Annotated in this window: 40 protein-coding genes; 7 read left to right on the top strand and 33 right to left on the bottom strand. The window is 60.7% G+C overall.

From position 1 onward, the window contains the following. Positions 1-57: 57 nt before the first annotated feature. From CXR25_RS13825 to CXR25_RS13885, 13 genes are all read right to left on the bottom strand, one after another. Positions 58-1131 (bottom strand): phage major capsid protein, encoded by a 1074-nt coding sequence (locus CXR25_RS13825; protein WP_125240672.1) that lies wholly within the window; start codon positions 1129-1131, stop codon positions 58-60. A gap of 28 nt (positions 1132-1159) precedes the next feature. Next, complete coding sequence (locus CXR25_RS13830) at positions 1160-1507, bottom strand: DUF2190 family protein (RefSeq protein ID WP_125240673.1); 348 nt, start codon at positions 1505-1507, stop codon at positions 1160-1162. 2 nt (positions 1508-1509) lie between these two features. Continuing rightward, a complete protein-coding gene (locus tag CXR25_RS13835; protein ID WP_125240674.1) occupies positions 1510-2697 on the bottom strand; it encodes a hypothetical protein in 1188 nt (395 codons plus the stop codon). Then, positions 2694-3752 (bottom strand): phage minor head protein, encoded by a 1059-nt coding sequence (locus CXR25_RS13840; protein WP_125240675.1) that lies wholly within the window; start codon positions 3750-3752, stop codon positions 2694-2696. Before CXR25_RS13840 ends, CXR25_RS13835 begins: the two co-directional genes overlap by 4 nt. A gap of 37 nt (positions 3753-3789) precedes the next feature. Beyond that, positions 3790-5340 (bottom strand): hypothetical protein, encoded by a 1551-nt coding sequence (locus tag CXR25_RS13845; RefSeq protein WP_125240676.1) that lies wholly within the window; start codon positions 5338-5340, stop codon positions 3790-3792. Between the two features lie 21 nt (positions 5341-5361). Beyond that, positions 5362-6861, bottom strand: a complete 1500-nt coding sequence (gene terL, locus CXR25_RS13850; RefSeq protein WP_125240677.1) for a phage terminase large subunit — start codon at positions 6859-6861, stop codon at positions 5362-5364. A gap of 426 nt (positions 6862-7287) precedes the next feature. Beyond that, positions 7288-8022 (bottom strand): hypothetical protein, encoded by a 735-nt coding sequence (locus CXR25_RS13855; protein ID WP_125240678.1) that lies wholly within the window; start codon positions 8020-8022, stop codon positions 7288-7290. Beyond that, positions 8015-8275, bottom strand: a complete 261-nt coding sequence (locus CXR25_RS13860) for a hypothetical protein (RefSeq protein ID WP_125240679.1) — start codon at positions 8273-8275, stop codon at positions 8015-8017. The genes CXR25_RS13855 and CXR25_RS13860 overlap by 8 nt, the downstream gene beginning before the upstream one ends. Continuing rightward, positions 8272-8568 carry a hypothetical protein gene (locus CXR25_RS13865; RefSeq protein WP_125240680.1) on the bottom strand — a complete coding sequence of 99 codons (297 nt, stop codon included), beginning with the start codon at positions 8566-8568 and terminating at the stop codon, positions 8272-8274. Before CXR25_RS13865 ends, CXR25_RS13860 begins: the two co-directional genes overlap by 4 nt. Further along, entirely contained in the window at positions 8565-8783 is a 219-nt protein-coding gene (locus CXR25_RS13870) for a hypothetical protein (protein ID WP_125240681.1), read from the bottom strand. Before CXR25_RS13870 ends, CXR25_RS13865 begins: the two co-directional genes overlap by 4 nt. Positions 8784-8875: 92 nt before the next feature. Further along, the gene (locus tag CXR25_RS13875) at positions 8876-9136 is read right to left on the bottom strand and encodes a hypothetical protein (RefSeq protein WP_125240682.1); all 261 of its coding nucleotides are present in this window, start codon (positions 9134-9136) and stop codon (positions 8876-8878) included. Further along, positions 9133-9759: a hypothetical protein gene (locus CXR25_RS13880; RefSeq protein WP_125240683.1), complete on the bottom strand. Its 627-nt coding sequence runs from the start codon at positions 9757-9759 to the stop codon at positions 9133-9135. The genes CXR25_RS13875 and CXR25_RS13880 overlap by 4 nt, the downstream gene beginning before the upstream one ends. After that, positions 9759-9971, bottom strand: coding sequence for a hypothetical protein (locus CXR25_RS13885; RefSeq protein ID WP_125240684.1), 213 nt, complete (start codon positions 9969-9971; stop codon positions 9759-9761). The genes CXR25_RS13880 and CXR25_RS13885 overlap by 1 nt, the downstream gene beginning before the upstream one ends. 85 nt (positions 9972-10056) lie before the next feature. Between CXR25_RS13885 and CXR25_RS13890 the strand changes: the two genes are divergently transcribed. Beyond that, on the top strand, positions 10057-10644 hold the full coding sequence (locus tag CXR25_RS13890; protein ID WP_125240685.1) for a hypothetical protein: 588 nt from the start codon (positions 10057-10059) through the stop codon (positions 10642-10644). Between the two features lie 66 nt (positions 10645-10710). Here the strand turns inward: CXR25_RS13890 and CXR25_RS13895 are convergent, their stop codons facing one another. The 20 genes from CXR25_RS13895 to CXR25_RS13985 all read right to left on the bottom strand — a co-directional run bounded on the left by CXR25_RS13895 (position 10711) and on the right by CXR25_RS13985 (position 22063). Beyond that, positions 10711-11358 carry a DUF4145 domain-containing protein gene (locus CXR25_RS13895; protein ID WP_125240686.1) on the bottom strand — a complete coding sequence of 216 codons (648 nt, stop codon included), beginning with the start codon at positions 11356-11358 and terminating at the stop codon, positions 10711-10713. 619 nt (positions 11359-11977) lie between these two features. After that, entirely contained in the window at positions 11978-12223 is a 246-nt protein-coding gene (locus tag CXR25_RS13900) for a hypothetical protein (protein ID WP_125240687.1), read from the bottom strand. Beyond that, on the bottom strand, positions 12220-12498 hold the full coding sequence (locus CXR25_RS13905; RefSeq protein ID WP_125240688.1) for a hypothetical protein: 279 nt from the start codon (positions 12496-12498) through the stop codon (positions 12220-12222). The genes CXR25_RS13900 and CXR25_RS13905 overlap by 4 nt, the downstream gene beginning before the upstream one ends. A gap of 208 nt (positions 12499-12706) precedes the next feature. After that, positions 12707-13120 carry a hypothetical protein gene (locus tag CXR25_RS13910; RefSeq protein WP_125240689.1) on the bottom strand — a complete coding sequence of 138 codons (414 nt, stop codon included), beginning with the start codon at positions 13118-13120 and terminating at the stop codon, positions 12707-12709. Further along, complete coding sequence (locus CXR25_RS18825; protein ID WP_206430633.1) at positions 13117-14022, bottom strand: hypothetical protein; 906 nt, start codon at positions 14020-14022, stop codon at positions 13117-13119. Before CXR25_RS18825 ends, CXR25_RS13910 begins: the two co-directional genes overlap by 4 nt. A 2-nt stretch (positions 14023-14024) precedes the next feature. Beyond that, positions 14025-14216 (bottom strand): hypothetical protein, encoded by a 192-nt coding sequence (locus CXR25_RS13920; protein WP_125240690.1) that lies wholly within the window; start codon positions 14214-14216, stop codon positions 14025-14027. Positions 14217-14225: 9 nt separating this feature from the next. Then, entirely contained in the window at positions 14226-14609 is a 384-nt protein-coding gene (locus CXR25_RS13925; RefSeq protein WP_125240691.1) for a hypothetical protein, read from the bottom strand. After that, the gene (locus CXR25_RS13930; protein ID WP_125240692.1) at positions 14606-14959 is read right to left on the bottom strand and encodes a hypothetical protein; all 354 of its coding nucleotides are present in this window, start codon (positions 14957-14959) and stop codon (positions 14606-14608) included. Before CXR25_RS13930 ends, CXR25_RS13925 begins: the two co-directional genes overlap by 4 nt. Then, positions 14956-15381: a hypothetical protein gene (locus CXR25_RS13935; RefSeq protein ID WP_125240693.1), complete on the bottom strand. Its 426-nt coding sequence runs from the start codon at positions 15379-15381 to the stop codon at positions 14956-14958. Before CXR25_RS13935 ends, CXR25_RS13930 begins: the two co-directional genes overlap by 4 nt. Next, positions 15378-16895: a DNA cytosine methyltransferase gene (locus CXR25_RS13940; RefSeq protein WP_125240694.1), complete on the bottom strand. Its 1518-nt coding sequence runs from the start codon at positions 16893-16895 to the stop codon at positions 15378-15380. Before CXR25_RS13940 ends, CXR25_RS13935 begins: the two co-directional genes overlap by 4 nt. Next, the gene (locus tag CXR25_RS13945) at positions 16892-17284 is read right to left on the bottom strand and encodes a WhiB family transcriptional regulator (RefSeq protein ID WP_164513979.1); all 393 of its coding nucleotides are present in this window, start codon (positions 17282-17284) and stop codon (positions 16892-16894) included. Before CXR25_RS13945 ends, CXR25_RS13940 begins: the two co-directional genes overlap by 4 nt. Then, positions 17268-17750 carry a single-stranded DNA-binding protein gene (locus CXR25_RS13950; protein WP_125240696.1) on the bottom strand — a complete coding sequence of 161 codons (483 nt, stop codon included), beginning with the start codon at positions 17748-17750 and terminating at the stop codon, positions 17268-17270. Before CXR25_RS13950 ends, CXR25_RS13945 begins: the two co-directional genes overlap by 17 nt. 2 nt (positions 17751-17752) lie before the next feature. Continuing rightward, positions 17753-18598: a recombinase family protein gene (locus tag CXR25_RS13955; RefSeq protein WP_125240697.1), complete on the bottom strand. Its 846-nt coding sequence runs from the start codon at positions 18596-18598 to the stop codon at positions 17753-17755. Further along, positions 18598-19107, bottom strand: coding sequence for an NUMOD4 motif-containing HNH endonuclease (locus CXR25_RS13960; RefSeq protein ID WP_125240698.1), 510 nt, complete (start codon positions 19105-19107; stop codon positions 18598-18600). The genes CXR25_RS13955 and CXR25_RS13960 overlap by 1 nt, the downstream gene beginning before the upstream one ends. Further along, positions 19104-20129 carry a YqaJ viral recombinase family nuclease gene (locus CXR25_RS13965; protein ID WP_125240699.1) on the bottom strand — a complete coding sequence of 342 codons (1026 nt, stop codon included), beginning with the start codon at positions 20127-20129 and terminating at the stop codon, positions 19104-19106. The genes CXR25_RS13960 and CXR25_RS13965 overlap by 4 nt, the downstream gene beginning before the upstream one ends. Before the next feature lie 166 nt (positions 20130-20295). Next, entirely contained in the window at positions 20296-20481 is a 186-nt protein-coding gene (locus CXR25_RS13970; protein ID WP_125240700.1) for a hypothetical protein, read from the bottom strand. Then, on the bottom strand, positions 20481-20693 hold the full coding sequence (locus tag CXR25_RS13975) for a hypothetical protein (RefSeq protein ID WP_125240701.1): 213 nt from the start codon (positions 20691-20693) through the stop codon (positions 20481-20483). Before CXR25_RS13975 ends, CXR25_RS13970 begins: the two co-directional genes overlap by 1 nt. Continuing rightward, complete coding sequence (locus tag CXR25_RS13980; RefSeq protein WP_125240702.1) at positions 20690-20881, bottom strand: hypothetical protein; 192 nt, start codon at positions 20879-20881, stop codon at positions 20690-20692. Before CXR25_RS13980 ends, CXR25_RS13975 begins: the two co-directional genes overlap by 4 nt. Continuing rightward, positions 20878-21015: a hypothetical protein gene (locus tag CXR25_RS18695; RefSeq protein ID WP_164513980.1), complete on the bottom strand. Its 138-nt coding sequence runs from the start codon at positions 21013-21015 to the stop codon at positions 20878-20880. The genes CXR25_RS13980 and CXR25_RS18695 overlap by 4 nt, the downstream gene beginning before the upstream one ends. A 259-nt stretch (positions 21016-21274) precedes the next feature. Then, positions 21275-22063: a phage antirepressor gene (locus CXR25_RS13985; protein WP_164513981.1), complete on the bottom strand. Its 789-nt coding sequence runs from the start codon at positions 22061-22063 to the stop codon at positions 21275-21277. A 536-nt stretch (positions 22064-22599) separates the two neighbouring features. On the opposite strand from CXR25_RS13985, the gene CXR25_RS13990 reads away from it, so the two are divergent. The 6 genes from CXR25_RS13990 (at position 22600) to CXR25_RS14015 (ending at position 26999) form a co-directional block, all read left to right on the top strand. Beyond that, positions 22600-23214 (top strand): hypothetical protein, encoded by a 615-nt coding sequence (locus CXR25_RS13990; RefSeq protein ID WP_125240704.1) that lies wholly within the window; start codon positions 22600-22602, stop codon positions 23212-23214. Next, positions 23211-23867: a DUF3800 domain-containing protein gene (locus CXR25_RS13995; RefSeq protein ID WP_125240705.1), complete on the top strand. Its 657-nt coding sequence runs from the start codon at positions 23211-23213 to the stop codon at positions 23865-23867. Before CXR25_RS13990 ends, CXR25_RS13995 begins: the two co-directional genes overlap by 4 nt. A gap of 187 nt (positions 23868-24054) precedes the next feature. Further along, positions 24055-24465 (top strand): ImmA/IrrE family metallo-endopeptidase, encoded by a 411-nt coding sequence (locus CXR25_RS14000; protein ID WP_125240706.1) that lies wholly within the window; start codon positions 24055-24057, stop codon positions 24463-24465. A gap of 9 nt (positions 24466-24474) precedes the next feature. Next, positions 24475-25890, top strand: a complete 1416-nt coding sequence (locus CXR25_RS14005; protein WP_125240707.1) for a recombinase family protein — start codon at positions 24475-24477, stop codon at positions 25888-25890. 172 nt (positions 25891-26062) lie between these two features. Then, entirely contained in the window at positions 26063-26512 is a 450-nt protein-coding gene (locus CXR25_RS14010) for a TadE/TadG family type IV pilus assembly protein (protein WP_101583411.1), read from the top strand. Continuing rightward, the gene (locus CXR25_RS14015) at positions 26505-26999 is read left to right on the top strand and encodes a hypothetical protein (RefSeq protein WP_241212335.1); all 495 of its coding nucleotides are present in this window, start codon (positions 26505-26507) and stop codon (positions 26997-26999) included. Before CXR25_RS14010 ends, CXR25_RS14015 begins: the two co-directional genes overlap by 8 nt.

Raw genomic sequence — 26999 nt, forward strand, 5'->3', positions numbered from 1 at the left:
TCCCCGCCCCGCACGATGGTGGTCAATGCGGGGCGGGGACCGTGCATGAGGGGCGGGTCAGGCGCCGTTGGAGGCGTAGACGCCAACCGTGAAAGCAGGGTCGACGCCAACGACGGAGCGGCCCCGGTACCAAATCGTGTCGTCGTTGAACGAGCCGTCCTCGACGGAGATCTCGCCACCGCCAACAGACTGGCCCTGGTCGCGCTTCACACGAATGTCGACGTCGGGATGCCCGGCGAGCTTCGTGCGGATCAGGGAAGGCAAGTCAGACGACTTGCCCTGGACGAGTGCCCAACCGTCAGCGTTCGTCGACCCGAGGCGTGCACCGATGGTGCGGGACTCGAGCGGAGTGACGATGCCGCGGTAGGGGTTGTCGACCTCGGTCTCAGTGACCTTGGAACCGTTCGTGACCTTCGTGACGATGCGGGCCGCGGTGAGGATCCGACCGACCTCGCCGCGCAATGCGGGGCCGTGTACCAGGATGAGGTTCGATGTGTCGACGAGTTCCCCGCGGTGGTTCTCCTTGAGTGCGAGAGCCTTGATTGCGGTGTCCAGGGCTTCGGGTGTCAGCTTCTCGGAACCGACAGTGCCGAAGAATCCAGCATCCCAGCCGCTGTCACCGACGAGGGTGTCGGCGACAAGGTTGTTCTGGGACTTCACAGCACCGTTGCCCAGGGCGCGGGGGAAGTTCGCCATGGCGGAGAACTGACGTGCCAGGCGCAGCTCCCAGGTGAGGCCGTAGTTGCGGCCGAACTTGCCGGTGCCGTGCGACACTTCGGTCTCGTTGAGGGTTCCGCCCTTGTACTCTTCGCCCTGGTTGACGCGCTCGAACGGCTCAGCACCCCACAGGTCGACGAGCTTGCGGCGCTGGAAGTCCTCCACGGTGGTGTCGTGGAGGATCGGTTCGAACTCGAGCGGGGTGTCCTTGTAGGCCTTCAGTGCCTGCTTCTCGAACGCATCACCAAGCAGGACGGGGAAGTCCGAGGTGGAGAATGCTTCGACGAGGACAGCTTGGGCGAGTGGGGATGCGCCGGTGCGGCCCTTGGTGAAAAGGGAGGCGGCTTCGAAGACTTTCTCGTCACGGCTCGTTGCCCGACGGAAGCCCTCCTGCATGAGGTCAATGGTTTCCATAGTGTTCTCCTAAATCAGAGGGGATTGGTCAGGCTGCCGGGGGCGCAGGCTGGATCATGCCGAACGGAGCAACTTCGGCGGGACTGGTGCCGGTGGCCTTCGCGACGTTGGCGACACCCCACACGACGTTCGTTCCGACAGTCGCGGTGAGCTTCCCGCTGTTGTCGAGGTACACGACCTGGCCGACAGTGAGGGCACCGGCAACGTCGATGCTGTAGGAGCCGTTGAGCCACACAGTGACTTCGTCTCCTTCGGCGGCATCTGCGAGGACTACGCCACGGTAGGCACCAATCGCGGCAGGCTGACCGGACGCGTAGTCCTTGTCAGCGACGATCGCGATGTGCTTGTTCTCTGGGTACAGCTGGTTCTTGGCCATGATCAGGCTCCTTCCAGGACGTTGACGATGTCCTCAGCGGTTCGGGGTGTGGGCTCAGCCTCGGTGGTGTTGGCGGGCCGGGACTCTCCCAGACCACGAACCTGACCGGTACCGGCAGTTTTGGTTTTGAAGTCCTCGGCGAAAGTCCGGGCCTCCTTGATCAGGTCGTCGCCGGTGGCGTCGGTCTCGGCGAGGCGGTCGATGATGATGTCCTTGATGAGTCCTGCGTCGGTGTTCTCGAATGCTTCTTCGACAACGCCCGCGACCTCGGCGCGACGGGCTTCCTTCGCCTTCTCAGCTTCGGCCGCTTCGAGCTTCTTCTGGGCTTCGGCGAGATCGGATTCGAGCTGTTCGACCCGACCGGCCTTGGTGACGAGTGCCGTGTGGTCGGCTTCCTCGATCTGGATTGTCGCCATGGTGGCGGCCTCCTTCTGGTTGGATTCTTGCGTTTCCTTCCCGGTCGGATCCGGGTTGGCTTTTGGGACGTACACAGTGGTGGGCACGACTTCAGTTGGTTCACCGTCGAGGGTGATGGTGATGCCGTTCTGCGTGTAGGCCTGTTCGTAGGTGTTGTCACCGGTGTCCGTCTCAGCGTCGAACCAGACCGTGGAGCCGTCGTGATCACGGACCCAGGACCAGGACTCGGGATGAGCGGCGCGAACGGCTTTGCTGAGCAGGTCGCGGGTTTCGTCGTTGATGCCTTCGCGCAGGCGTGCGGATTCGAGGACTTCCATCACCTTCCCGCCACGGCCTGCTTTGGTGACGAAGTCGACTGAGCGAGCTTCAACGAGTTTGGTGATGATGCGTTGGCCGGCGTCCTCTCGGACTTCTCCAGATGCGCGAATGGAGACGCCGATGTCGTCCTTCATCTCTTCGAGGATCGGACGCCAGTGCGAGTAGATGCGTGCCTCGGCAACGAGGCCACCGCTGGCTTCATCCCAGTGGGCGTCTTCGTCGAGGACTCCCACGAGGTCACGAAGTGAACCTTCTGGCTTAGCCCAGTCCTGCGCTTCAGTAGCGTGATCCAGGTACATGTGGAGGCCTTGGCCGAATACTTTGTCGCGGCCTGCAGCTTCGATCGTCGCCTGCGGGTAAGTACCGGAGCTGCCGACGCCGGGGGTGACGATCTGGATCTTGAACCGACCGCCCTCTTTCTTGGTGAGGGTGCCGGCTTCTTTGAGGATGGTCATAGGTTCTTCGCCACCTTTCGGAGGTCTGCGAGCGAGGTTGCTTGGTAGCTGGGTCGCCAGTCGGGGTTGTCGACGCGCTTCGTGAGATCAGGGAGTGTGATCTGCCCGTCCTGCAACATGCGGTAACGATCGGGACCGAGGGCAGCCACTGCGTCTTGTGGATTGGATTGCATCCAGTCGTCCACGGACAGGGTGATGTCTGGCGGTTCCTCAATGTCGGGGAATCCGAGGTCAGCCCAGGACTTCGTTTTGGGGATGAACGTGCATCGACCGTTCTGATGGTCGAAGGGGCCCGGAGTGTCGGGCGGGTATTCGGTGCCGTGCTTGCCGAGGCAGGACGGGCATGTGCGGGAACTGAGCTCGGCGTGCCAGATGACTGCAGTGACGGACGGGTTTGCGGCATTCTGAGCAGTGTTGGCGGCACGGTGTGCGTCAAGCATTTCGGTCCTGGCCAGACGCATGGCGCGAGTGAGCCCACCATTGAAACTTGACCGGGTCCGCTTCAGCATTTCCGATGCCGCTGCTGCTGGACCCCAACCGCTGGGGACGGCACGAATCAGTGAGGACTTCAAGGCGTCGATCGCATCGTCAGCGAGCGGCAACGATGAAGCATGGATCTGGCCAAGGGACCGTTCAATGATCTGCTCGAGTGCTGCTTGGTCGACTCGGGTGAACGATGGCAGGAGCTTCGAATCAACGGGCGGCATCTGTGAGACGGCAACACCTGTGGTCAGGTCCGCAGTGCGTTCGACAACCTCGCGCACGGAGCCTTCGAGCAATGGTCCGATCTCCGATGCGAGTTCCTGCAGTCTCGTCGCCGTCATTGCCAGAGCTCGCTGGGTGCGTGCCAACTGGGTGATCTGCGCGGGGGTCAGCGGCTCCCCTGCGGCCTTGCGTGCAAGGATCACGGCAATGGTGTCCTGCCACTCCTGCGCGACCTCCTGCCAGGCTTGCGCCCACCGTGCGGTCAGTGCCCGGGTGGAGGCGTCAACGTAGTCGTCGACCACAGAACGGAGTTCGGAGGCCCGGCGTAGCGTGAGTTCGTTGATTGCCACGCCGGCACCTCCTTACTTACTTAGCACTCACTTACGTTTACTTACGCTTGAGCGCCTCGGCTGGATCCTCGCCACGCTCGAAAGCACCGATCGCGGCATCGCCTGCCGAGGTGTTCGGGTCGACGAAGTTGCCGGCATCGTCGGTCCATTGGTCGAGGATCTCGTCCACGTCCCGCACACCGAGAGCACGCAACAGGAGCCTCATCGTCTCCAGCGGTGGGAGCTTCTGAGTGGCATCCGCGTCGACGATGGCCTTCACCATGACGTCAACCGATGTCTCGTCAATCTCAGGCCATGTGATCGTCAACGTGCGGTCAGCTTCGCCCTGCAGGATCACTTCCTCCTGCTGAGTGAACTTATCGACGACCACACCACCCTTGAGTGGCCCCTGTGGAGCTATGACCGCCTGGTCGATGACGTGACCGAGGATCGCCCGGTACGTTTCAGACCACACTTCACGGCGCCCGTTCATTTCCAGGCGAGTCGGCTGGTCGAGTGTTTCGGCGACAGCTCGTGCACCCGTCTGGCCAGGATCCGCAAGGAGTGTGGTGACTGGGAGTCCGAACGCTGCCGCGATCATTGTTGCCAAGGGGCGCCCCGACTCTGCGTCGATGGTGGCACCGGTCTTCGGGACAGCCTCAAGTTGCGTGCCCGGATCCATGCCGGCAACTCCCCCAGCTTCACCGAGACCGTTGAGCTGGGATCGCATCTGCTGGGCGCCGGACTTCTTGCCTGACATTTTCCACGCGATTCGGGAGAGGGACTTCATGAGCTTCGCCCAGTCCTCTAGGAAGTCTTTGTACGCTCTAGCCCAGGGCAGTGCGGCGTAAGCATCTCCGACTCCGAAGCTGCCGATCGTGTTCACCTTCGTGTGATGAACGGGTGCTGACCAGTCGACGGGGTTGCCGTCAATGACAGGCATACGCCGGGTCGGTTTGTGTGTCAGTGCCGGGTACCAGGTGGTTTTCTGCCGGGTAGTGACGCGGGCTGTGCGTTCCCCGATAGTGGTTTCAACGTAGTCACGGCGGTAGAACCACGGGTCTGTTTTGTCCTCGGGGTTGGTGAGGATGTCGGTGACTTCGAGAGGGTCGAGGGTGCGGACGCGGGTGAAACCTGTTCGAGGGTTCGTGAACAGGACCGCGTATACGTTGCCGTCGGTGCCGAGCTGTTTCTCAAGCTCTTCGTGAGCCTGAGCGCCCGTGAACGAGCGACGGTTGCCCGGGTCGTCGATGAAGCCTTGCACGACGGTGTTGACGTCCTGGGTGCCGTTCTCTTTTCCGTCTGGGGCTTGGATGCCAACACCTTGGCCGAACACGTATCCTGCCCGGATTGTGAGTCCGCGCTTCACAAGAGGGTTGAGAGTGGCCATTGCCCGGCACAATTTGGCGCCCTGTTGGCGTCCCTCCGGGCTCATCTCCTGATCGAACGACTGCCCGATCTGCTGCCACCCAGCGTCCTCACGGTAGAGCTGTTCCATTGAGTGCGCGGCTTCTTCGAGCCGGAAAGACAATGTCTCGACTTCCGACTTGAGGTGTTTCACTTCGTGGTCGTCGGACTCTCGGAGGCCCAGCCAGTCGAACATGCCCATGTGAGCCTCCTTCAGATTTATTCAATATGGCGAAATCGACCACTCGCGTTCGTCCTGCCACTCCTCAGCCACCAGCTGCGATTGATCCAGCAATGGATGAAGCAGCAGATACGATGCCGCCTGTGTGGCGCTGTCTACGCTGTCGTCGTGACTTGCACCGGGGAAGCCCTTCGCCTCCTCGATGAATTCCTCCACGTTTGGGAGGAGCATTGAGGTGGGCAGGTGCATGTTGCCGGCATGAGCGAACGGCGAGATTGCCGATGCTCTGGCTATCTTGCTGCCTTCCGGAGTGACTGGGATAATGCCGGGAATGTCACGCGAGAGAGCCGAAATCACCGCAGGGCCGTTCGCAGCGTCCTCTATCAACACTGCCCCGGCTTCTGGGTATTTGGCTTTGAGGTACTTGATCTTGTCGAGAGTGGCGTTGAAGTTGAGGCGTTCACGCACCATATCGAGGAGGAACATGTTCACGCCCACGCGCAGCCACACTTGGCCGACCACGTAGTCCGAGGTGCCAGCGTCCTTGAACGCGAGGTCGAAGGACAGAATCAGTTCGTAGCCGTTCTCCCTAAGACCCGGGATACGGCGTGAACCATCGTCCATGTCCACCCACATGGGCTGTGAGTAGCGGGGCCATTCGGGTGGGAAGATTCCACCCTCGTCGAGTGTGGGTTTCCCTTGGTAGAGCGACGCCCAGGCTTTCGGGCCGGTGGATATCTTTCGCTTCTCCCACTCTTCACGGCTCATGTTGTGAACCGTCTCGAGATACTCGCCTGGTTCGCGTCCGAGCGGGTCGGTTTCACCCTTTGCAGGGTCGTGGTCGGCCTCGGCGGGGATGTTGAGGACTTCCCAGTCTTCACCGCCAGGAGCGTCGAGAATGCGCCCAGCGAGGTCGCCGGTCGACCAGCGGGTCATCACTAGCACTACGGGGGTGCCAGGGTGGAGGCGGGTTTGCGCAGTCTCAGTCCACCAATTCCAGGCGGTCTCTTGCTTGACCTTGGAGATGGCGTCTTCGTGGTTCTTCACGGGGTCGTCGATGATCATGAGGTTCGATGGCCGGCCAGTAAGTGCTGAGCCGATGCCGGCGGTGAACATGCCGCCAATGTGGCCTTCAAGTTGCCATTCGTGTTGCGCGCTCACGTCGTCGCGGATGGAGAGGCCGAAGGCGTCCTTGTTGGCTCGGATGTCATCTCGCACGGCACGGCCCCAGCGGCGGGCCACTGCGGTTTCGTATGAGGCGAGAGTGATGCGGGTGTCCGGCATCTCCTTTAGTGTCCACTCAGGAAATCGACGGGAGCACAACTGTGACTTTCCGAGCTGCGGCGGACACGAGATCATGATGCGGGCGTTTGGGGTGTTGGCGGCTCTCACTAGCGCGTCGTCGATGAGGGTGAGGGCGGGTGTGCGCACGACGGTGGGGTCGAGGTCTTGAGCCATGGTGAGAGGAGATGCCCAGCGGCGTGTCTCGGTCGCTTGCGCTTCCAGCTTCTCCGCGAGCGCCGTCATCCAGTCAACGGACACGACGCACCTCCATGAAGTTGATGCCGGGTTTTGACGTCGAGTGCCCGGCGAACTCGGCAACTGCAACCACCCTCGGTAGCAAATGCCCGGCAGCTGGAGTTGGCTTGATGCCCCGCTGGCGTCCGGTGGGTGGCCGTTCACTGAACAGCAGCGGGGAGTTTGTGACCTGCTCGGGTTTGAACCGAGATTTCGGCAAGAGCTGACTTCTTCCGCACGTGACGGCTGAGAGGTTCAGAGATTACGGCGCTCTAACCAATTGAGCTACAGGTGGTTTGTGTGCCCCCTGGAGCCTGCAATGGATGAGTGCGGCTGCAACAGGGGGCTGGGGACGCATCACACGGGTAGAAAAGTGACGAAACACCCCGTGAATGCGCAATGAGACCCACACCCGGAGGCACGAATCTCATTACACATCACGTTAATCCCCTACGATGCCTGTTGTCTAGTTAGACGCGCCAGCACCTCGGAGACTCTGAAAACGGGCGTGTTGCGGGCACCGTCTCTACGCACTGGGGATAGCCCTTCGTGTGGTCCGAGCGTGCCGCCTGTTCGTCGCCTCTCGTCCACTTCGTGCAGTTTGAGGATCTGTTTGGCGGTGATGTCGTGGCCGTGGAGTTTGAGTGCTTCGGCGCAGTCTTTGGCTGGCAGGTCAACGTCAAGGACGGTGATGGCGAGCGCGGCTCTGCCGTTGCGTAGTGTTTGGCCAGCTGCATCTCCTGCGGCCAGTTCGTTGCCGTTGGCGAATACGGGGCGCCCGTTGTCCCAGCCGCAGAACTTGCGTGAGCTCACTCCCCTGTTGACGATGCGGGACAGATCATAGACCGCTTCTTCGACTTCGGTGATGAAGTCGTCGAATGCGGGGTGTGTGGCCATCCAGTCGGCGTTCTGGTAGATCCATGCGGCAACGGCAGTGGTTTCGTCCCGGCCGTCGTAGCGAACGCGTTTTTCTTCGACGATGAGGAGGGCCCACGAGGTGAGGATCTGCTTGAGGTGGTCGCGGGCTTCGACGGTGTCGTGGTGCATGGGTAGTCGTGGTTCTGTGGCCGCGCCGGGTGCGTCGCTGAGTCGTTGCACTCCGGCGGTGGGGAGGCTGGCTTCCACGAGGTCGCTGATCTGGTCGCAGAGGTTGCGGATCCTCTGCGCTGGGGCTGGGTCAGGCATGTGGCCTCCATTCGGCTTTCAACGTGGCGCGGATGGTTCCGGTGGTGTGGGTGATGGTGAAGTCCGCGATCCGTCCGATGCTGATTTGCGGCGCCTCGCCGAACATGAATTGTTCTTCGACGACTTCGCGTTCGTACCGGATGCCGGTCACGTGCACGTTGGAGTAGAGGCGCTGGGACTCTTGCACGTCAACATCCTCACCCACGGTAGATAACGGCATGGTGTCGATCGGCAGCCACCGGTTATCGATCATCGCGACACCTCCACGGTTTCGGGCAACTCTCTGCGGCAGGCATCGCGCACTTTGCGGAGGAACTGCGTCGCGCTTCCAACTTCGCCCCATTCGTTCGGTGCGTCGTACTCGCGCTTGAGAGCGTCCAGGTCGTTGGATTGGATTTGCTCGATCGCCACGTCAAGCTCGTCGGCAACCTCGTATCGGCTTCGCCCCTCCCAGTCTCCCGGGTAGGCACCGAAGTCTTTGAAGAACCGATGCATGTTCGAGGTGTAGTTGAACCACTCCCCGCCTGCTGTCACGTCATAGCTCATGCGTCCTCCCCAAGGTTCGATCCGTTGATGTTCCCTGGCTTGCAGAGTTCGTCCTCGAAGGGCACGACGTAGGTGTGCTTGAGGAACCCGCTGCCCGGTGCCTGAGCGAGCACCTTGTGGCCTTCCGTGTCAACGAGCGTTGCAGTGACGCGAACACCCTCATTACCGGCTTCGAAAGAGAGGATCTGTGCCGGGTCAAGACCGAGGGTTTCCATAGCGTTCCTGATCTCAGATCGATTGATGGGAGTCCGCCGAATTCCTGGCTGGTTCAGTGTGTCGAATGTGTACTTGAAATTGTTGTCGTTGCTCATGGTTGTCCTGCTTTCTGCATGTCGTTGACGAGTCGTTCGTAGGTGTTGGCGATGAGTTCCGCGGCGTGCGTCCAGAGCATTGCCCCATTTGCGGCGGCCTGTTCGGCTTGCTCGATTCCGTCGTCGTAGATCGACTGGGCATGGCCTTTGATCGTCATGCCGCCCGGCGTGGAGCCAGCCGCGTGGTGTTCGATCGCGAGGAGTCCGGCTGCGCGGCGGATGCGTTCACGTTGGGCTTGCACTTGCTGGATCGTCACTTGGCTCCTCCAACGTTGCGGAGGATCTTCGGGATCTCGGTGGCCGCGAGTTTCATCTGTTCCGGGGTGGCACCGATGGCGGGGAGCAGTGCGGTGATGACGGCTTCGAACTGTTCGCCGGTCCTCTCTGCGATGCGGACTTGTCGTTCGTCGACGCCAGCCTTGAGTGTTTCTGTGGCGTACCGGGCCAGCTGGTCCTGGGCTTTGTGCAACAGCGTGTAGACGATGTGCTGGCGGGCCTCTGCGGTGGACTCGTCGATCATGCCGAGTGAGTTCATGCCGGTGGTGTGTTTCGTTTCGCCCCACCACAGGTCACCATCAGACTCAAGGAGCTCCACCTGATGCCGCAACCATTCGACCTCCCCAGCCTTGGAGGCAACGAGATCCAGGAGTGCTTGTGCGGGGTCGAGATCCGTGTGGGGTGTGCCGAGACGGCGAGCGACGCGGGTGAGTTTCTCCTGCTCGAGGTTGCGCTGCCCGGCTTGTTTCGCTTTCTTGCTGTTGCCGCCATGGACTCGGCAGACCTTGAGACCCTTGTTCGGGTAGTTGCCGCACTGCTCACCGGGCCGGCGTTTGGAGAGGGCCTGGCACTTCTTCGGATCCCAGCCAGTCTTGTCGACCATCACAGTCCCCGCAGCTCTACGGTGTCGAGGATGTCGATGCGAGCATTATCCGGGCTCGTATGGATGTGCTCCCCAATGACGAGGGTCGTGGTGCCTTGGCCGGTGGGTGCGATGAAGGTGAGTTCGCCACGTCGGCAGTAGCCGAGGGCAGACCAAGTGGGGAACGAAACGGTTTGGCCGATGTGGTCGGCGGTGAGGTCGGCAACAATCATGCGTGAAGCATGCGATCGGACACGAGAGAGTTACCAGAGGCGACACGCAGGGCCTGGGAGCAGTGTTCCAAGATAAGATGCCGGGATGGATGCAGTGAGCCTTACCAGCCTGATCGTTTCCGGAGTCGCCTTAATTATTTCGGGTCTCGCCCTAATTCAAGACAGGGTTCTCGCCCACAATCCTGTCGTCTACGCCGAATTCAACAAACATTCCGGAGTGACGGAATCCACGGTGAACAGCGCAACGATTGGCAGTCGTGACATGACGGTCCGATTCCGAGTTTCAGGAACCGGCGCAGCATACGAGCCTGTGGTGCATCTGACCGACGAGGCTGAAGGCGCCACTAGGAAAATCAAGTGGGCAGTAGTTGAACTAGATCGCATACTAAGCGCTGACAAAGGGGCCATCGAACTGTTCATCGAGGCGATAGTTTCCGAGCCTGGTGTTTACGTTGTTTTCACTTTTGACAGTCCGCGGTGGATCTTCCGAGGCACTAGACCAGTTCATTTTCGCTTCCCCGTTCCGCTTCACGTTGGTCCTGAAGTTTCGGCTGTGCAGGCCGAAGAGTTCAAGCGAGGCAAGTGGAGAGAAGTAAAGGGCAAGAGCCCGCGAACCCCTGAGTTCAATCCCATCAATGTTGATCGGAAGCTTCAGAAAGAATTCGACGCCTAGGCTTATGCCTCAACCCTCCCTTGGTTTACTGTTTCTTGTGGTGCCGACTGCCATACTTAGCGATAGCTACTCCTTGCGCGTCGCCCGCTTTGCTTGTGCAGCTTCGAGCTTGGCTGGTTGAACATACAGAGTGTCGATAAGTGCGTCCATGAACTCGACGATGTGTTCCACCTCTTCTCTATCTGGCAACATATCGAAGTCACCGTGAGCCATATCGTTACCGACAAGGCGGATGGAGTGGGCTTGGTCAGTGAGAAGTTTCGTGATGCTTCCCGTCTCCTGCATTTTCCCGATCTTCTGCGCCAACCTCATATTGTCGACGATACCCTGATCTTTAATTATCGCTTCAAGGGTCGCACGGGCAGTGATTGCCGCCGCGATTATCTGGCCATTTCCTAGGCTGATATGCACCTCAGATGCAGCAATCTCAATGTTTGGTGGCAAGCCTATAAATTCTGGAGCGAATGCATTTGCGGGATGCCAGGCGAACTTGCCTATCCGTTCAGCCATCTCAAGACCCGCAAAAATCTCGCGAGGACGGCCGTGGTTGCTGATCTGGCTAGGAGAGAGGTACCCGTAAGCAATCATGTAGCCGTCACAATGGTGACACGAGAACACTCCGAGCCATGCGGCACCGATTTTCCGATCGAGTTCCTTTCCGATCTCTGGCTCCATCACCGATACGGACTCGCAGAACGCGCACGTCGTCTTCATTAGTTAACTTTCATTAGGCATGTGTTCCTCCTACTCTTCCACCATGCACGATCGCGTGAGGTCCAGGTACATAACAAGTCCACAACGTGTGCTCTCAGTGTTCACTGCGTCACTGGCCTTCGCCACCGACGAGGACCTTGATCAGCTCCGGCCCCGCCTCCCCGACGACTCGCCCATTGAGCCTCCGCAGCGCACTAAGGGCCCTGTCGATGAGGTCCTGGTCTCGCTCGTTGGCCTCGGCGTGCTGGCTGGAGCGCAGTATTCTTGTCGTCTTGTGCGTTAGCTTCGCTTACGCATCTCGTGCAGTATCCCCTCGAGGACTGACACAACGAACCCGGAACACAAGATGATCGTTCCGATGAGGACGGTCATCGACACTGGCGTTCCGTAGCTGCTGTATGAAATGAATCCGCCGATCATGAGAACGAGTGCCCCTATCGTGAACAGGGTGAGGCTCATACCCATTGGTCTGTGATTCTTTTCCACTTCGTTCCTTCCATTGCTTGTGTGGGGTCCGTGGGAATCATACATGCACGTCAGGCCTGTTGAGCAGTGCGCCAATCGCGGCGCGGGGTGTCATGGATGCGGCGGCGTTCCTTCAACCATTCCTGCATGTCATTCATGCTTCCCCCTCGATCCGTGTGGCGCGATTATGCATGAACATCAGCACTGTGGTGACTCCGTGTGTCTGTTCACGGCCACTGTCGGCATACTCGTTAGCCGCTTCCCTCAGCGCATCGGCCTTGACCTTCGCGATGAAGCGGTCGAACTCGGCGTCAGGATTTCGGTTGCATCCTGAGTAGTCGCCGTTGAAGTAACGGGCACAGACCGCCTCAACGCTTGGCGTGTATGGTTCAGTGCTCATTTCGTGTCTCCGTTCAGCCCGAGACGAGTGTTGATTTCCTTGAGGATGGGCAGACCGTGCTCACGGTGCCCGTCGTTGCCGTAGAACTCGGCGAGTGCGATCAGATTCGCTGTCCGCTGCTCAAACCCGAGGGCGAGGGTGGCCTCGGTGTTCGCATCAATAGCGACTGCAATGCAGGTTGCGTCGGTTGCGCCTTCCTCGGCTTGCCATTCGTGGAGGCCTTCGGTGCGGAACTTCGAGATCGCCGCATGATCGTTTCCAGGTAGTGAGTTCATGCTCATAGCTTCCTTTCGCTCACGGGACTTTTCCCAGCCCTGACACGCGGTTGGTGAGGTTCGGTTTCAGCCTCAACGTTTGGTGAGGTTGCGGCCCTGTGCGCCCGTTGTAGGCGTTTCCGTGTCGCTCGTGACTCCATGTGTGGTTCGAGGATGATTGCGGCCCAGACAGCGGCAGGGATGAGCGCGGCGGTGATAATGAGCGGAATCATGCTGCACCCCGCAGTGCGAGGATCCCGCGTCGGTAGTCCGCCCAGGGTGTTTCGCCCCGCTGGTAGTCCTCGTACTGCTCCAGGGTGAGTTCCCCTGATGCGACGGCCTTCGACAATTCCTTCGTTGTGCGCAGCTCGGCGCCGGCATCGACCATGTCGGCACGGCCAGGAGCGATCGTCCCGACACGAGCCAGCCGTGCTTTGCGTTCGGTCTTGATGATCTTCACGATGTGGGCGGGCATCAGGTAGTCGGTGGATTCGTAGAAGTGTTTCTTCACCGCGTGCTTGGCTTCGGCGAGCGTGTACGGGTTCAGGAGGTCGTACCATGCGGTCGAGACTTCGGCTGTCACTCGTCGGTTGTCGTAGGTGCTGATGAGTTCGAGGACTTCCCCGGCTTCAGTGAGTCTCACAGCAGCTCTCCTTGGATGGTGGTGTCGTGGTTTTCGTCTAGGCCTTCTTCGATGCGGCGTAGTTGCTCGATGACGGCTTTGTTGTTGTCGATGCGTTCTCGTGCTGGGTCGCGGGGTTGGTCCCGCCCCGTTGGTCGTTCTGCTTCGGATTTGACGCGGGCGACGAGTTGTGGGAACTTTTCGCGCAGCTTCTTCGGGGAGAGGATGTTGGCTTTCCAGAAGTTGTCCTGCTGGCACCAGCTGATGACGTAGCGGATCTGATCGAGCGTGTATCCGTCGCGGTCGATGAGTAGTCGGATCGAGTCGTGGTTGGTCTTCGTCCGGTTCGGGGTCTTGTTGCCGTTGGCTTCGATCTCTGCGTCGAGGAGGTCGAGGAGTTCATCCACATCTGGGCGAGGTTCGGGTGCGGACTCATCGGGTCGGGAGTCGCTTGCGACTTGCGACGAAGAGAACTGTTCCCCTGTTCCTCTGTTCCTCTGTTCCTCTGTTCCAGGCGCGGGGATGTCGCGAGTGTCTCGCGAGGATTCCACGAGGGTCTCGCGAATCTGTGCATCGTCGCAGGTGGGAGAGGGATAGCGGGGCTTGTTTGGCTTGTCGATGCGCTGATGTTTCGCCCAGTTGTCAATCGCCAGGTAGTCGCGTTTCTCGACGGTGTAGCGAACGATTCGGCCAGCTTCGGACAGCCTCTGGAGACCTTCGGACACCCTCGCGAGTGTCTCGCGAGGATCTCGCGAAAGGTCATCGGCGAACAGGTCCGCACAGATGGTCGAGACCCGATCCTGGCCCACACCGTTGTCGTCAACGTAGGACCAGAGGCCGATGAACAGGAGTCGATCTTCGATCACCAAATCGCTGACGTCAGGGCTGCGCCAGAACTCGGGTTTGATCGACCGGATTCGCATGGTTATTCCCTCCCTGGTCGTGGTGGTTCGATCCCGAGCATTGCGCACAGATCCTCGTGAGCTTCTGCTGGTGCATGGATTTCAATGAGCCGTCTCGCGGCTGCCTCGTCGTCTCTGGTGGTGCGGAGTTTTTCGAGTGTCAGTGCCCCGAAGTTGATGGCGGCGGGGTTCGCGTACCCGATGGAATTGGTCATGGGTTCTCCTTAGAACGGAATGTCGGGTGAGTAGTCGGTGAGGATGACCGTGAACCGGGTGGCGTCGACCAGTTCCTTGTCGGTGCCCTTGTGGTAGAGCCAGGGCCCGAATACGTGTCGGTGGTCGTCCTCGTCGAGCACGCCGGCCTTCACTAGCTGGTCGACCATTGGCTTAGCCGTGTCCGTGAGGTTTACCGGGTCGTAGCGGTTGTTCGTGCGCTTCGTGACGCCGACGTGGATCGTGGCCTTTCCCATCGGGTCGAGCGGACGCGCCAGGTACGGGACGCTTTGCGCGCAGTAGTCCTTGAGCTTCTTCCGCTTCCAAATGTCGGCCTGCCGGTTCGAGCTGATGACGAGCTGGTTCGGGATCGTGATGGCGAGCGTCTGCATCATGGGCCCACCGCCAATGCCCGGGCTGCGTTCATGGCGTCAGAGTGGGTGCTGTGCTGGTCGTAGACGCGGCTGTTCGGTGCGAAGGATCCGTAGTCCGATTCGATGACCGCCACTCGCGGCACCGGGTGGTCGGCGCAGTCCCACAGCCCCCGGCATTCGCCCCTGTGCTGGTCGCGTTCGATCAACAGGCGCATCTTTTCCGAATGCCTCCACTCGATGTGCTTCCAGGGGTCACCGTCGTCGTCCGGGGCTGGCGCGGCCCAGGAATCCGTTTCGACTATGTGCTCCCACCTCCGCCCTCGCCTGTCCGTGTACCGGCCAGCTGCGAGGATTTCGTCGATGGTGCTCACGCCGCCACCTTCCGAGCCACCGGGCGCCGACACTTGACGATGAACTCCCGGCCAACGTCGGTCAACGCGAATGCGGCAACGTCGGCACCCGTGACCGGCTCGATGCTGGCGGCGGGCTCGAATACCTCCCCGGCAATGAACCGGATGGATTCAGCAAGGGTGCGCTCGATCTTCACGTTCGCGGGTGCCGCTGCCCTGGCGACAGTCCTGGAACTCACGCCGAGCAGTCGCCCCAGTTTCATCATGGAGTGCTTAGTCTTGAGCTCAAGGAGCAGGTCGCGGGTGTCGTGTGAGTCGACGAGACGGCTGGGGGCCTGGTTGGGCATGTAGCCCTTGGCGATCTGATCGCGGTGCTTGCCGCAGTACGATCTACCATGCGTTTTGCCGGTGCAGTCCTTGACTGTGCAGTCGGTGGTGGTCATGCGGCTACTCCAAGCGATTCTGCGCAGGCGGCGACGAGGTCGCGTGCTGCGGGCGGGGTGACGGCATTGCCAGCGAGACGCACTTGGTCTCGTTTCGTGCCGAGCATCTGATACTCGGCGGGGAATGCCATGGCGCGGGATATTTCGTTCGGGCTGAGCATCCGGAATGAGCAGTCGTCGATCTTCGGGATCTCCGAGGTGACGAGCGCGTGATGGTTTCCGGAGGCTGTGGCCGTCGACAGGGATTCGGAGACCGGGCGTGCGTCCGATGATCCGCCGCGCAACTCCGCGATGAACGGCGGGAACGCGAGGCCCTTAGTTGCCGAGGTGTGCATCGTCTTCGTCACCTGCGTGTCTGGCCAGACGCGGTAGTAGCCGTCCTTCCGTCCGTAGGCGCGATGCTTCGGGTCCGTTGCGTCGTAGGTGTTCCCTGCCGCCTCGATCTGCAGTGAGGTTGGGAACGCGATTCCGGTCTCATTGCGGGTGGTCTGCGTGCGCAGCGCTTCGGAGACCGATCGCGATTCCTTGCCTGTTCGTCCCTCGACAGGAACGAGCAGTGAAGCGTGCAGGCCGCCGGCAACCATCGTTGGTGCGACCTCACGCACTGAGGTCGAGCGGGTCGAGTCCGAGCCGGACACGTTGTTGACCATGAGCGGGTCGAGCTCGAGACCGGACCAGTACCGGTCGATTCCTGCCTGGATCCGCTTCATCGTCTTCTCGGCCAATGGTTTCGGACGGTCGCCGATGCGGGTGCCGAGGTCGTTCCAGTCGATGATGGATGAGGCAGGCATCCAGTTCGGAACCACTTCGCGGCCACGGCAGGACGTGTGCGGGCATCGGAACACGTACTGACTTCTGTACCTCCCCCACCTCTTGGCGCCCTTGAACATCTTGATCGCCTCGACGCGGCCATGATCTGGGCAGAAGGCTGGTGGGCACTGGATGCGGTGCAGGTCCGGCTTCTTGTTGCCCTTCCGGTAGAAGACGGCATAGAACCGATCCCGCGACTGTGGTGCCGCGTCACCATTGGCCCAGGCGTGCATGCTGTTCATGTACACGACCTCATGGGCGTATCCGAGTGAGTCCATGGCTTCGAGCCATGCGCCGTAGGGGGCCCAGCGTGCGACGTCGACGACGTTCTCGACGATGACGATCGAGTACCGGTGCGCTTCGGTGAACCTGGGGACGTCCCACATGGTTGCTCGGGATCGTTCTGCTGCGGCGTTGGGCATCTGGTTGAACAGGTCGGGTGCAATGTCGCGGGCCCCGCCCTTGGCGATGCTGTGGTTCGTGCATTCCGGTGACGCCCAGAGAATGTCGGTCTTCGGGTAGTAGCGGGGGTCAATCTGCGACAGGTCCGCGCACACATGCCCGGTGTCTGGGTGGTTCGCTTCGTGGGTGTCCACGGCCAGCTGCCAGTGGTTGGACGCTACTCGGACTTGGACACCTGGGACTTGCACGGCGCCTGTCGAGGATCCGCCCGCTCCGCAGAATAGGTCGGTGAGTGTAATCATGCTGCGTTCTCTTTTCTGAGTTCTTGTTCGTATTCGCGACGATGCTTCAATCGATGCACTTCACGGTCGTCGTCGCAGTGGGGTGATCGTGTGACGATCGGTGATCCGCAGTCGCGGCAGATTCGGTGCGGTTGCAGCTGGACGCGCTGTTCAGGTGTCAGTCCTCCGCGGATGCCGAATCGCATGTCGAGTGGTGTGGCGGCTTCTTCTTCGAGTGCTGCGCGTGCACACATTGCGCGCAGTGGACAGTCCCAACAGAGTGCAATCGCTTGGGCTACCCGATCGCGGGCGGTGGCGAAGAACATGTCGTCTGCCACCACCGCCCCGATCTGAGCGCACACGGCACCCTCCCAGTCGTCGCCGTAGCGTGCTTCAGAAAGGTGGCTCATCTGCCGCTCCTGGGTTCTGTCCCCATCCGCTCGACTGCTGGGCCTGCTGCTGTCCGCCCTGCTGGAAGTTGCCCTGCTGGGTGTTCTGTTGGGACTGCTGGCCGCCGAAGTTCCCGCCACCCTGCTGTTGGTCACGCTTCGGGTACACGCGGAGCCCGTCGCCATTGACCTTGACCGATAAGCTCTCGCCGTTCTGCCCGTCATACTTCTCGACGCCGGTAATGGTTCCAGTGACGGTCACTTTGGATCCGCGCTCAGGGTTGAGTGCCGACGCGAGGTCGGCGTGCTCGGCCCAGAAGCTCACGTCATAGGCGGTGGTCGACAATTGCTCCCAACCACCGTTGCCGTCAGGCTTGGACCGTCCTGCGAGGACTCGAATGTTCGCGACCCGCTTGCCACTGTTCGTGGTGTTGAAACGCGGGTCTGAGGCGATTCCGCCGTCGATTGTTACTCGTGCGTCTGCCATGGTTATGCTGCTCCCTGCTCGTTGTGGATTTCGCCCTGCTCGTCGATGAGGACCCCATCGACAACTTCTGTTTCAGGCTGGTTCTGTGCCGCTGTGAGTGCCGTGCCTGCTGATGTAAAGGCGGCCTTCAGGTCGTCGGTGAGTTCACCAGCGTCGGCACACGCCTTCCAGAGGTTCCGGATGTCCTGCGCAGTCGCGCACTGGTCGAGCTCGCCGAGCCAGTCACGTCCGGACGGTTCACGCGGGGCTTCCGGTGCGGATTCCGGTTCGGCCTTCGCCTTCCGTGTGGTAGTTGCCTTCGGCGCCGGACCAGACGATGAGGGTCCGGTGCTGGTGAACTCGATGACTTCTTCGACGGTGTATTTGAGCCCGCCGAGGACTTCGGGACACGCGAGGCGCACACACTCACTGATTGCACGCCAGCGGAGCATCGTTGCCGGATCCTTGGCCCAGTGGCCTTTACCCCACAGCCCGGCACCCTGGGCCTTCTTCTGGTCCCAGGTGGACGTGTGTGTGAACTCCGGGTCGTCGGCGCGGATGATTTCGCACACCGCGGATCCGTCGTCCTCGTTGCGGGTCCGAACTCGGTGGCCGGCGGATCGGGCGAGGGATGCCATCATGGATGCCGAGAGTGACGGGGTGCCGTTGATGACGTTGATCTCATTGAGTGCGACGATGGGTGCGATGCCCAGGGCGTTGCCGTATTCGATGGCGACGAAGATGTTTGCCGGGTTCTTCTGGAACGCCTTCGGGATCATGTTCGCGTCGGCGAGGACGGATGCGTACTGCTGCCGTTCCCCGACGCTCATCTCCGCGGCGGGACTGTGTACTGCAATGTCGGTGGACATTATGCTGCCTTCTTTCTGTTCTTGTATTTGCTGGTGCCCTGATTCGCTCTGCATGTGCGGCATTGACGGGCGCCGTTGGGCCTGCGATACGTGTTCTCGATCGTGTATTCGTGCCCCCACTTGCAATGAGTCCTTGATGCCATCGGGTGGAGTCCGTTGCGCACCTTGTCGTAGGTGTTTTCCGAGATGGTGCCCCATCGGAGGTTCGACGGGGTGTTGTTGGTTTTCACGTCGTCGATGTGACAGGCGACGAGGCCGACGGGCCTGGGGCCATGCCACGATTCGCAAATGAGAACGTGGACCGTTTTCTGCACCCTCTTGTTATTTCTGGTTAGCCACACCAGCGGGTACCCGTCTACCGTCATGCCGCCATTGATGATCGCGGCCTTCTTGTGGGCGATCACGCCCGGACGGGTCTCGTAGGTCCGATCGACTCCGCGCACGCGACCCAAGCTGCTCACTTCGTAGTAGCCCTCGTACCCAAGGACTGGACGCCACTCTTCGTTCATGCCGCGTCCTGGACGAGGGTGAACCGTCGAGTCGGATCCCCCTGTGTCGTGAATTCCTGCTTGATGTCGTCGAGAGCCTTCTTCGAGGGCTCGATGCCTCGGTCGGCGCAGATCTTCTCGATGACCGCGGCCTGGTTGAACGTGCGACGGCCAGCAACGTTCGACCACTTGGCTACCGGGCGACCGTCGAGGGTGAGGAACTCTTTATCGCCGATCGCAGCCTTAAGCTTCTTCTCCGCGTCGGCCTTGCGAGCCTTGATGTCGGCCTCAATGCTCTTGACCTCGGCGAGAACTTCGACCGCTTCCTCCACGTCAGGGTCGATGATCTCGTTGGCTGATTCGGGATCAATGACCTGCGGGTAACGGTCAGATAGCTCCCCAGCGGTCGCAGTATCGAGCTCGACGGGCGGAGGAGTGTTTGCCTCGACGTACTGCCAGAATTCCCGCGCCTTCCTGAACAGATCGGTCGCCCAGTCCGCGTCGTACTCGAGTTCGAGGATGATCGGCTTCCGGTCGACGAGGGCAATGACGTAACCCTTGTGGCGACCGGTGACGAACATGTACCAGAGCAGTTGGACGGCGTGGGATTCCGGGATGATTCCGGCCAGGTAGTTCTTCCCGTTGTCGGTGAAGTTGCTGGTCGTTTTGATTTCCAGGATCCCGCCATCAGCAGTGAGCCGGTCAGGGTTGGCCAGTGCCCAGCTGTTTGCTTTCTCCTGGTACGTTCCGCACTGCCGGGTTGCGATGCCCGTGTCAGCGGTGAACCGGCGGGAGAGCATGTCTTCGGACTCTTGGCCGAACCAGAAGATATCGCGATCTTTGTCGACGGGCGGTTCGGGATCGGTCTTGGACTGCCAGATGGTGAACGGGTTGGTGCCGACGTATCGAGCGCCGCCTGCAACGACCGCGACGTCGGATCCGCCGAGGCCCATGGTGCGCGTGGTGAGCCAGTCTTGGTGGCTTGCATCGACGCGGAGGATCAGTTTCGCGTTCGGGACGCGGTAGTCGGGTTTCGTGGTCATGATTCGTCCTGTTCTTCATGCCCGCATCGCGTGCAAGCAATGTGTTCTTTGGTGTGCCAGCCGTCGAATATGCCGGCGTAGACGTGGAGGCAGGCTTGGCATTCGTAGGTGCAGCGCATGCCGTCGTCAGGGTCACGGCTGACTGGTCGTGAGCTGAGGAGCTCCATCAGTGCCTCGCTTCTTTGATGACGGCGGCTGTTCCGATGCTGAAGACTGTGAGGCCGAGGATGGATAGTGCGTTCGGCAGGAGCGTGAGGCCGAGTGAGTAGATGTAGATTGCGGATCCGAGCGCGGCCAGTGGCATCCACATGGCCCAGCAGCGCCGTTTGCGGTACTTCTCTGCCGTGCTCATCAGGCAGCACCCCGATCCATCGGGAAAGCCGCGCCACGGTCGTTGAAGTGCGTCTGTTCGAGCACTGCGTCTTCGACGTCGTTGAGGAACTGCTCCCCCGCACCGTCGGCGAGGACTCCGATGACCTGCTTGCCTTTGACGGTCATGAACTCGACATGGAGCTCCCCATCAATGTGGATCACGGTCGCGGTCTTGGCGTTGAAGTGCATCATGCTGCCGCCCGACCTTCGGTCAAGGTGCTCCGGAATCGGATGATCCGGGCCTCGAGTTCATCAATGCCTGGTCCACCGGGGGTGTAGGCCCGTTCCGCGGCTTCGCGAGGCGTGCCTTCTTGCATGCGGCGGATCCCTTCGGCGAGGGTGCGGCCTGCTCGGTTGATTGCTTCTTCGCGGGTGGTCACTGGTCTGCTCCTTCCTGCGTGTTGCGGTGGAGGTCGCGGTCGAGTTCGTATTGGGCCCAGCCGACGAGGGCGACGAACACGACGCCGGTGGTGATGATGACGGCGAGACTGACGCCGAGGATCACGTAGTTCATGACGCGGCCTTTCTGAGTCGTGCCAGTGCGTCACCGCATCCTTCGACGGGATAGTTCGGCTCTGATTCCGTGTTGAGCCAGCGAGCGTTGAGATCCCAACAGGTGGCCATGTCCCGATACATTTCGTCCCGGTGCCCAGCGATAAAGTTGAGGCGCTCTCGCTCTTCGCATTGCATGGTGTGGATGTCGATGACGTCCTGGACTGACTGGCCGGGGCCGAGCGGGACGCACCCACCGCAGCAGTCAAAGCTGACGGCGTTCATGACGCCACCTCAAGTTCATGCTGGAGGTGTGGAACACCGAGCTTGCGGCGGATGAACTCCACGCCCGAGGGCTGCACGGTCGTCGTGTACGAGCATCCGATCGTGTCGTCCTTGCGCTCGTAGGAGTACGGGGTGACTTTGAAGTGGTGCATGTACCGCTGGTACGGGGTGTTGTGCATGTGGCCCTTGGCGATGAGCACGCCGGCGTTTCGGAGCTCGGCGAACAATTTGTTCTGTGAACGTCCGAGCATCTTCGCGACTCTGCCGACTGAGTAGGTGCCGTCAGCGTTCATGAACGCCTCGTATGCGTCTGCCTTGGGTTCGAGGACTGCGATCTCCTCGTCCTTGGATTCGAGCATCCCTTGGGCTTCGACGAGGGCAAGGGCGAATAGTTCCTTACCGGTCGGTGCCGGCGTGGGAGTCGCCGCGTATCCACCAGTCATTCGGATCGACGGGAGAACGTCGCGGTATACCCACGACTGGAATCGTTCGACTTGCCTGCGAACAATCTCGTCCTTGATGCGTGAGGCCTGGCGCTGACCGAGCGCCCGATAGAAGCCGGCCTCTGTCAAGTAGCCGACATCCTGGTTACCACCAGGGGTACACGACAGCGTGTATCCCTTTTCGTCCTCGGGGATAGTTTCGAGGAGACGGTATGCATCACGCATTCCAAGAGCTCTTGCGAGCCCAGGCGCCTGGATGTGGAATCCGTCGACGGGGTGTGGTTCCACCGAGAGACGAAACTCTCCGTTGGCGAAGGTGTTGATATCCTGGCTTGTAGACATTGGTTTCACCTTTCTGGTGTCTTTGCCCTCGCCCTGTCCGGCGGGGGCTTCTTCTTTGTCGTGGTGCATGTCGGCCCCTATGCCACGTTGCGCGTAACTGCTACGGGCAACACCTGAACCAAAAAAATAGTGTTTGGGTCGGCGTCTAGAGCCTTCTCGATTGCCGTTGCAGTCTCGGGATTGCAGGTGGCTCGTCGCCCAGAGGCGAGATCACCGACGATGCCATGGGAAACATCAGCCCGCTTCGCCAGTGACCGGATCGTGAGTCGGTTGTACTTGCGGAGCATGTTGAACGCCTGCCGGTTGACCACCGTGTGGAACCTACGCTGCGTATCTTCGTATCGCACTTTCACCTCCTCATTGCTTTCGTTGCCTGTGGTTGCAACACTACACATTGCGGACACGGATGTCCATCTCCTATCTGAAAGTTTCTTTCGAACCCTAGTGCCCAGGCGAAACTACACCGTTGTTCTTTGCGGACAAGGTGCACGCGCTTAGGCTTGTCATTGCCTACTGTCTGCCCGAAGGTTGAAGCCGTGACCGCATTATCCGATCTACTCAACAATCTGAACCGTCGAGAATTCTCGTCGAGGCAGATCGCCACCGAGGCCGAGAAGCGCGGGCACAAGCTCAACTTCGCCACGGCGTCCCGCTATCTCCGAGGGGACCACCCAGCGAAACCGTCAGCTCCTGTACTCGCTGCATTCGCGGCAGTATTCGGAACCGACGTGAACAAGATCCGCGAAGCAGCCGGACAGGCTGTGGCGCACGATCGGTTCGAGCTTCCAGCAGAAGCAGACACGCTGGATCCCGACGAGCGGCGAGCAATTACCGAACTCGTCCGGGTGATGGCCAGGCAGAAGAAAGCAGGTGAGGGAAATGCAGGCAGTCCCACCCCCATGAACGACGCCGGCGGGAAGCCGGCAACCGGCGAGGATGATGGTCTCGGTGCATTCGGGCACCGGGACCGCGGAAACCTCGACCACGAAGACCTAAACGACGGCAACGGCGACAACGTCTACTCGCTCGTCCCGCCACCGCCGGCAAAAGACACCGCTGCCTACCGTGCACCCAACCGGGGCAAGAAACAGAAGGACAAGCAGGACGAGGACGCCGAAGGATCACAGGATCCAGGGGACGACGACGAGTGAACGGCGACACGATCTACATCTACGTTGATGAGTCCGGCGACTTTGAATTCTCCAGCAAAGGTTCAGACCACTTCCTGCTCGCCGCGTACCTCACAACCACTCCCACGCATTCCGCAATGAAGGCGCTGGATCTAAAGTACGAACTAATGCAGCACGACATGGAGCGACCCTACTTCCATGCAACAGAAGATTCCAAGGGTGTGCGAAGACGTGTTATGGGGATGATCGGAGGATTGGGCGCCGGGCAATTTCATGTCATCTGGGCTGACAAGCATCTAGCCTCACCGAAGATCCACTCGCAGTCGAGGTTCTACGAACTGTTCGCCAGCGCCTTGACGAAGTTCCTGTGCGCAGCACTAGTTCCACAAATCGTTTCAATCGTTCTGATCTATGACAACGCGATCCCGAAGAAGCAGCAGAAGGAGTTTCTGAAGAAAATCAAGCCCGCAATCAAGGCTCAGGGGCGGCAGGTGAGAATCCACTTCGATTCAATCAAGCACGACCCGAATGGGCAGATTGCGGACTACGCGGCATGGGCATATTTCCGAAAGAAGGAGTCTGGAGATATGGAGCATTGGAAAACGATCGAAGAAAACTTCAAGGTCGGAGAGTTCGACATCTTCCGGAGAAGCAACGGGAATCGCTACTGGTAAAAAATGACCTCCCCAGCTATCCGAAGAAGAGCCCAGGGGCCCTTATCGCCGGGGAGGAACCTTTCACCTTGAGTCTCGCACGGCCGACCATCAGGAAACAAGCGGAACCACTGAACTATGTGCAACTTCATGCAACTATCAGCAACCACGTCCGTCGTGTCAGCGGGTCCCAATAGAGTCGTTGACCATGCATCATCCATGGAGAGAACTACGTGACCGCGGGGACGGCGTTATCCTGCACCGCACCAAGTTCAACGACACTCGAGTGGCCGCCACCAACGGCAACAACGCCATCTGGCTCGACGCCGACCTCCTACAGGTCGAGAGACGTTGCGCCATCCAACACGAACAAGCACACATCGACCTCGGGCATGCGAACTGTGACGATCCAAAAGAGGAGTCTGCAGCGCGACGGCTGACGGCCAGGAAGCTTATCGACTGGGACGACCTGGTCGACACGTTCCGTTGGGCACACACAGCCGTAGAGGCAGCTGACGAGCTCAACGTGATCCCCGAAGTTCTCGAGGACCGCCTGTGGTTCCTCCACCCACACGAGAGGGCACTCCTGCGTCTCATCGGCGGCGCCAGGCACGCATAGGAACAAACAATGACCATCAGAGCAGCACTGTACCTACGTCAGTCGACCCATCGAGAAGAGTCCATCAGCCTCGAGCTCCAAGAGGCCGCGTGCCGGCGCCACTGTGAAGAGCGCGGATACCAGGTTGTGATGGTTGAGTCCGACCCGGGTATTAGTGGTCGGACGTTCAACCGCCCCGCAGTGAAGCGCGTCATGGAAGCCGTCGAAGCACGCGAGGTCGACGCGGTGATCTTGTGGAAATGGAGCAGGCTTTCGAGGTCACGTCGTGACTGGGCGATCGCTGCCGACCGAGTCGACGTCGCCGGTGGTCGGATCGAGTCCGCGACTGAGGACATTGACGTCTCCACCTCCCACGGTCGCCTGGCACGCGGCATGATGGTTGAGTTCGCGGCGTTCGAATCCGAGCGGATCGGGGACCAGTGGAAGGAAGCCCACCAGCGCCGAGTGAGTATGGGCCTGCCGGCGAATGGGAAGCCGCGGTTCGGATACCGGCGGTTGGATGAGGGGTTCGAACCGGATCCGGAGACTGGGCCGGTGCTCGCCGATATGTACCGGCGCTACATCAGTGGGGAATCGTTCTACGCGCTCGTGAAGACGCTCAACGACAACAGCATCGACACGGTACCCGGCTACGGCACATCGGGCGGCGCATGGTCGCAAAGGAGCCTGCAGAGGGTCTTAGACTCCGGATTTGGCGCCGGCCTTATCCGTTCGCATGAGGAGTACTTCCCGGGAGCTCACGAGCCCATCATCGACGAAGATGAATGGAAGGACTACCGAGCCGCCCGCGACCGGCGTCGGGTCCATCGAGGTTCCGAACGGTCGACCTACCTACTGTCCGGGATGGTGCGCTGCCATTGCGGGTCCTCGATGGTTGCCGGCCAGTTTGGGTGGAAGCGTGTGCCGAAGTTCCGGTGCAAAGCCGCGGCCGAAAAGCGGGCCCATGACGGCGGCTACGTGTCGGCGCACGTCCTCGACGACGAGGTGAAGGCATGGCTGCGGGGCATCGTCTCCGACCTGTCCGAAGTGGCCACAGCCGAGGCGGGTCTGCAATCGAAACGATCACAGGCATCGTCGAACCTGTCCAAGCTCGGTTCCACGTTGACTCGCACCGAGCAGGCGATCACACGACTGACCGTGTCCTACGCCGAAGGGATCCTCGACCTCGAGGCGTACCGGTCAGCGACCAAGGAGCTCGAGCAGAAACGCGATGGCCTCATGTCGACGATCAACTCTGCAGAATCTGAGCGGCGGGCGATTCCGGTGTCTCTTGAAGTTGTGCAATCGCTGCTGGATGATTGGGACATCATCGGCATCGAACAACGGCGCGAGATGCTCCGGGGCCTCGTGAGGCATGTGGTGGTGAAACCGCAACGACCGAAGTCGAACGTCACAGTTGTTCCCATCTGGGATGCGGGTGTGTAAGCGGACAGTCACGCTCGTGAGCGTCCGGTAAATCACCCAACGTTGAGCCTCGGGTGCCTGCACCGACCGTCACGTTGATGACGGCAGGGTTGGTCGTCGCGCTGTGGGCATTGGCCGGAGAGGCCTTCACCTCGATGTTCCAGGACGCGATGAACAAGGTTCGGGGCGCCGGGTGAGCCATCGGAGGTGTGGTGTCGACGCGGACGCGGAGGCCGAGGACTACGATGTTGACCGCGAAGCCGGGGCCGACTCCGGTTCTGCGATCGCCGAGTTCGCGCTCATCGGGTCACTCCTGGCCCTCGTCTTGGCCGGGACTCTGCAGATCGGTCTGGTCATCCACGTCCGCAACACTGTCATCGATTCGGCCGTCGCCGGTGCCCGCCAAGCCAGCCTCGCCGATCAGTCGAATGCTGACGGGAAACGTCTCACCTCCGAACTCATCACCGTGTCCGTGGGCGAGCGCTATGCCCAGTCGATCACCGTCACCACAGCCCGGCACGGCCAAGACGATGTCGTCGAGGTTCGTGTCCGGACTCCATTGCCTGTCCTCGGGCTGTGGGGCCCCGCCGAGGTGTGGGATCTGAGCGGACGGTCGATCGTTGAGGATGTCGATCGTGACTGACCCTGACCTTGCGGTGCCCGAGGAGCGTTCCGACTCGCTGTCGGAGGAACGCGCCGATCCAGTATCGGAGGAACGCGCCGATTCGGGCACGGCCGTCATCGAGTTCATGTTCGCGTCCATCGTTCTGCTCATCCCGGTCGTCTATCTCATGCTCGCCATCTCTCAGCTGCAGGCTGCCAGCTATGCGACCACGTCGACCGCGATCTCGGCCTCCCGGATCGCGGCCCGCGATGCCGACCCCTCCGAACGCCGAGCCCACCAGGTCGCCGACATGCATTTCACCGATTTCGGACTCACCGGGGTTCCCATCACTATTGACTACTCATGTTCCGGACCCTGTGGACAAGCAGGATCCCTCATCACCGCGCGGGTCGAGACGAAGGTGTCGCTGCCCGGGTTCCCGCTCCTCTTCGGCACCAAACATTCCCCACACATCACTCTTCGTGCTTCCCACACCGACGTCGTGGCCACAGCGGGTGGAGACTGA

Source organism: Brevibacterium aurantiacum, from assembly GCF_003932995.1.
Classification (GTDB): domain Bacteria; phylum Actinomycetota; class Actinomycetes; order Actinomycetales; family Brevibacteriaceae; genus Brevibacterium; species Brevibacterium aurantiacum.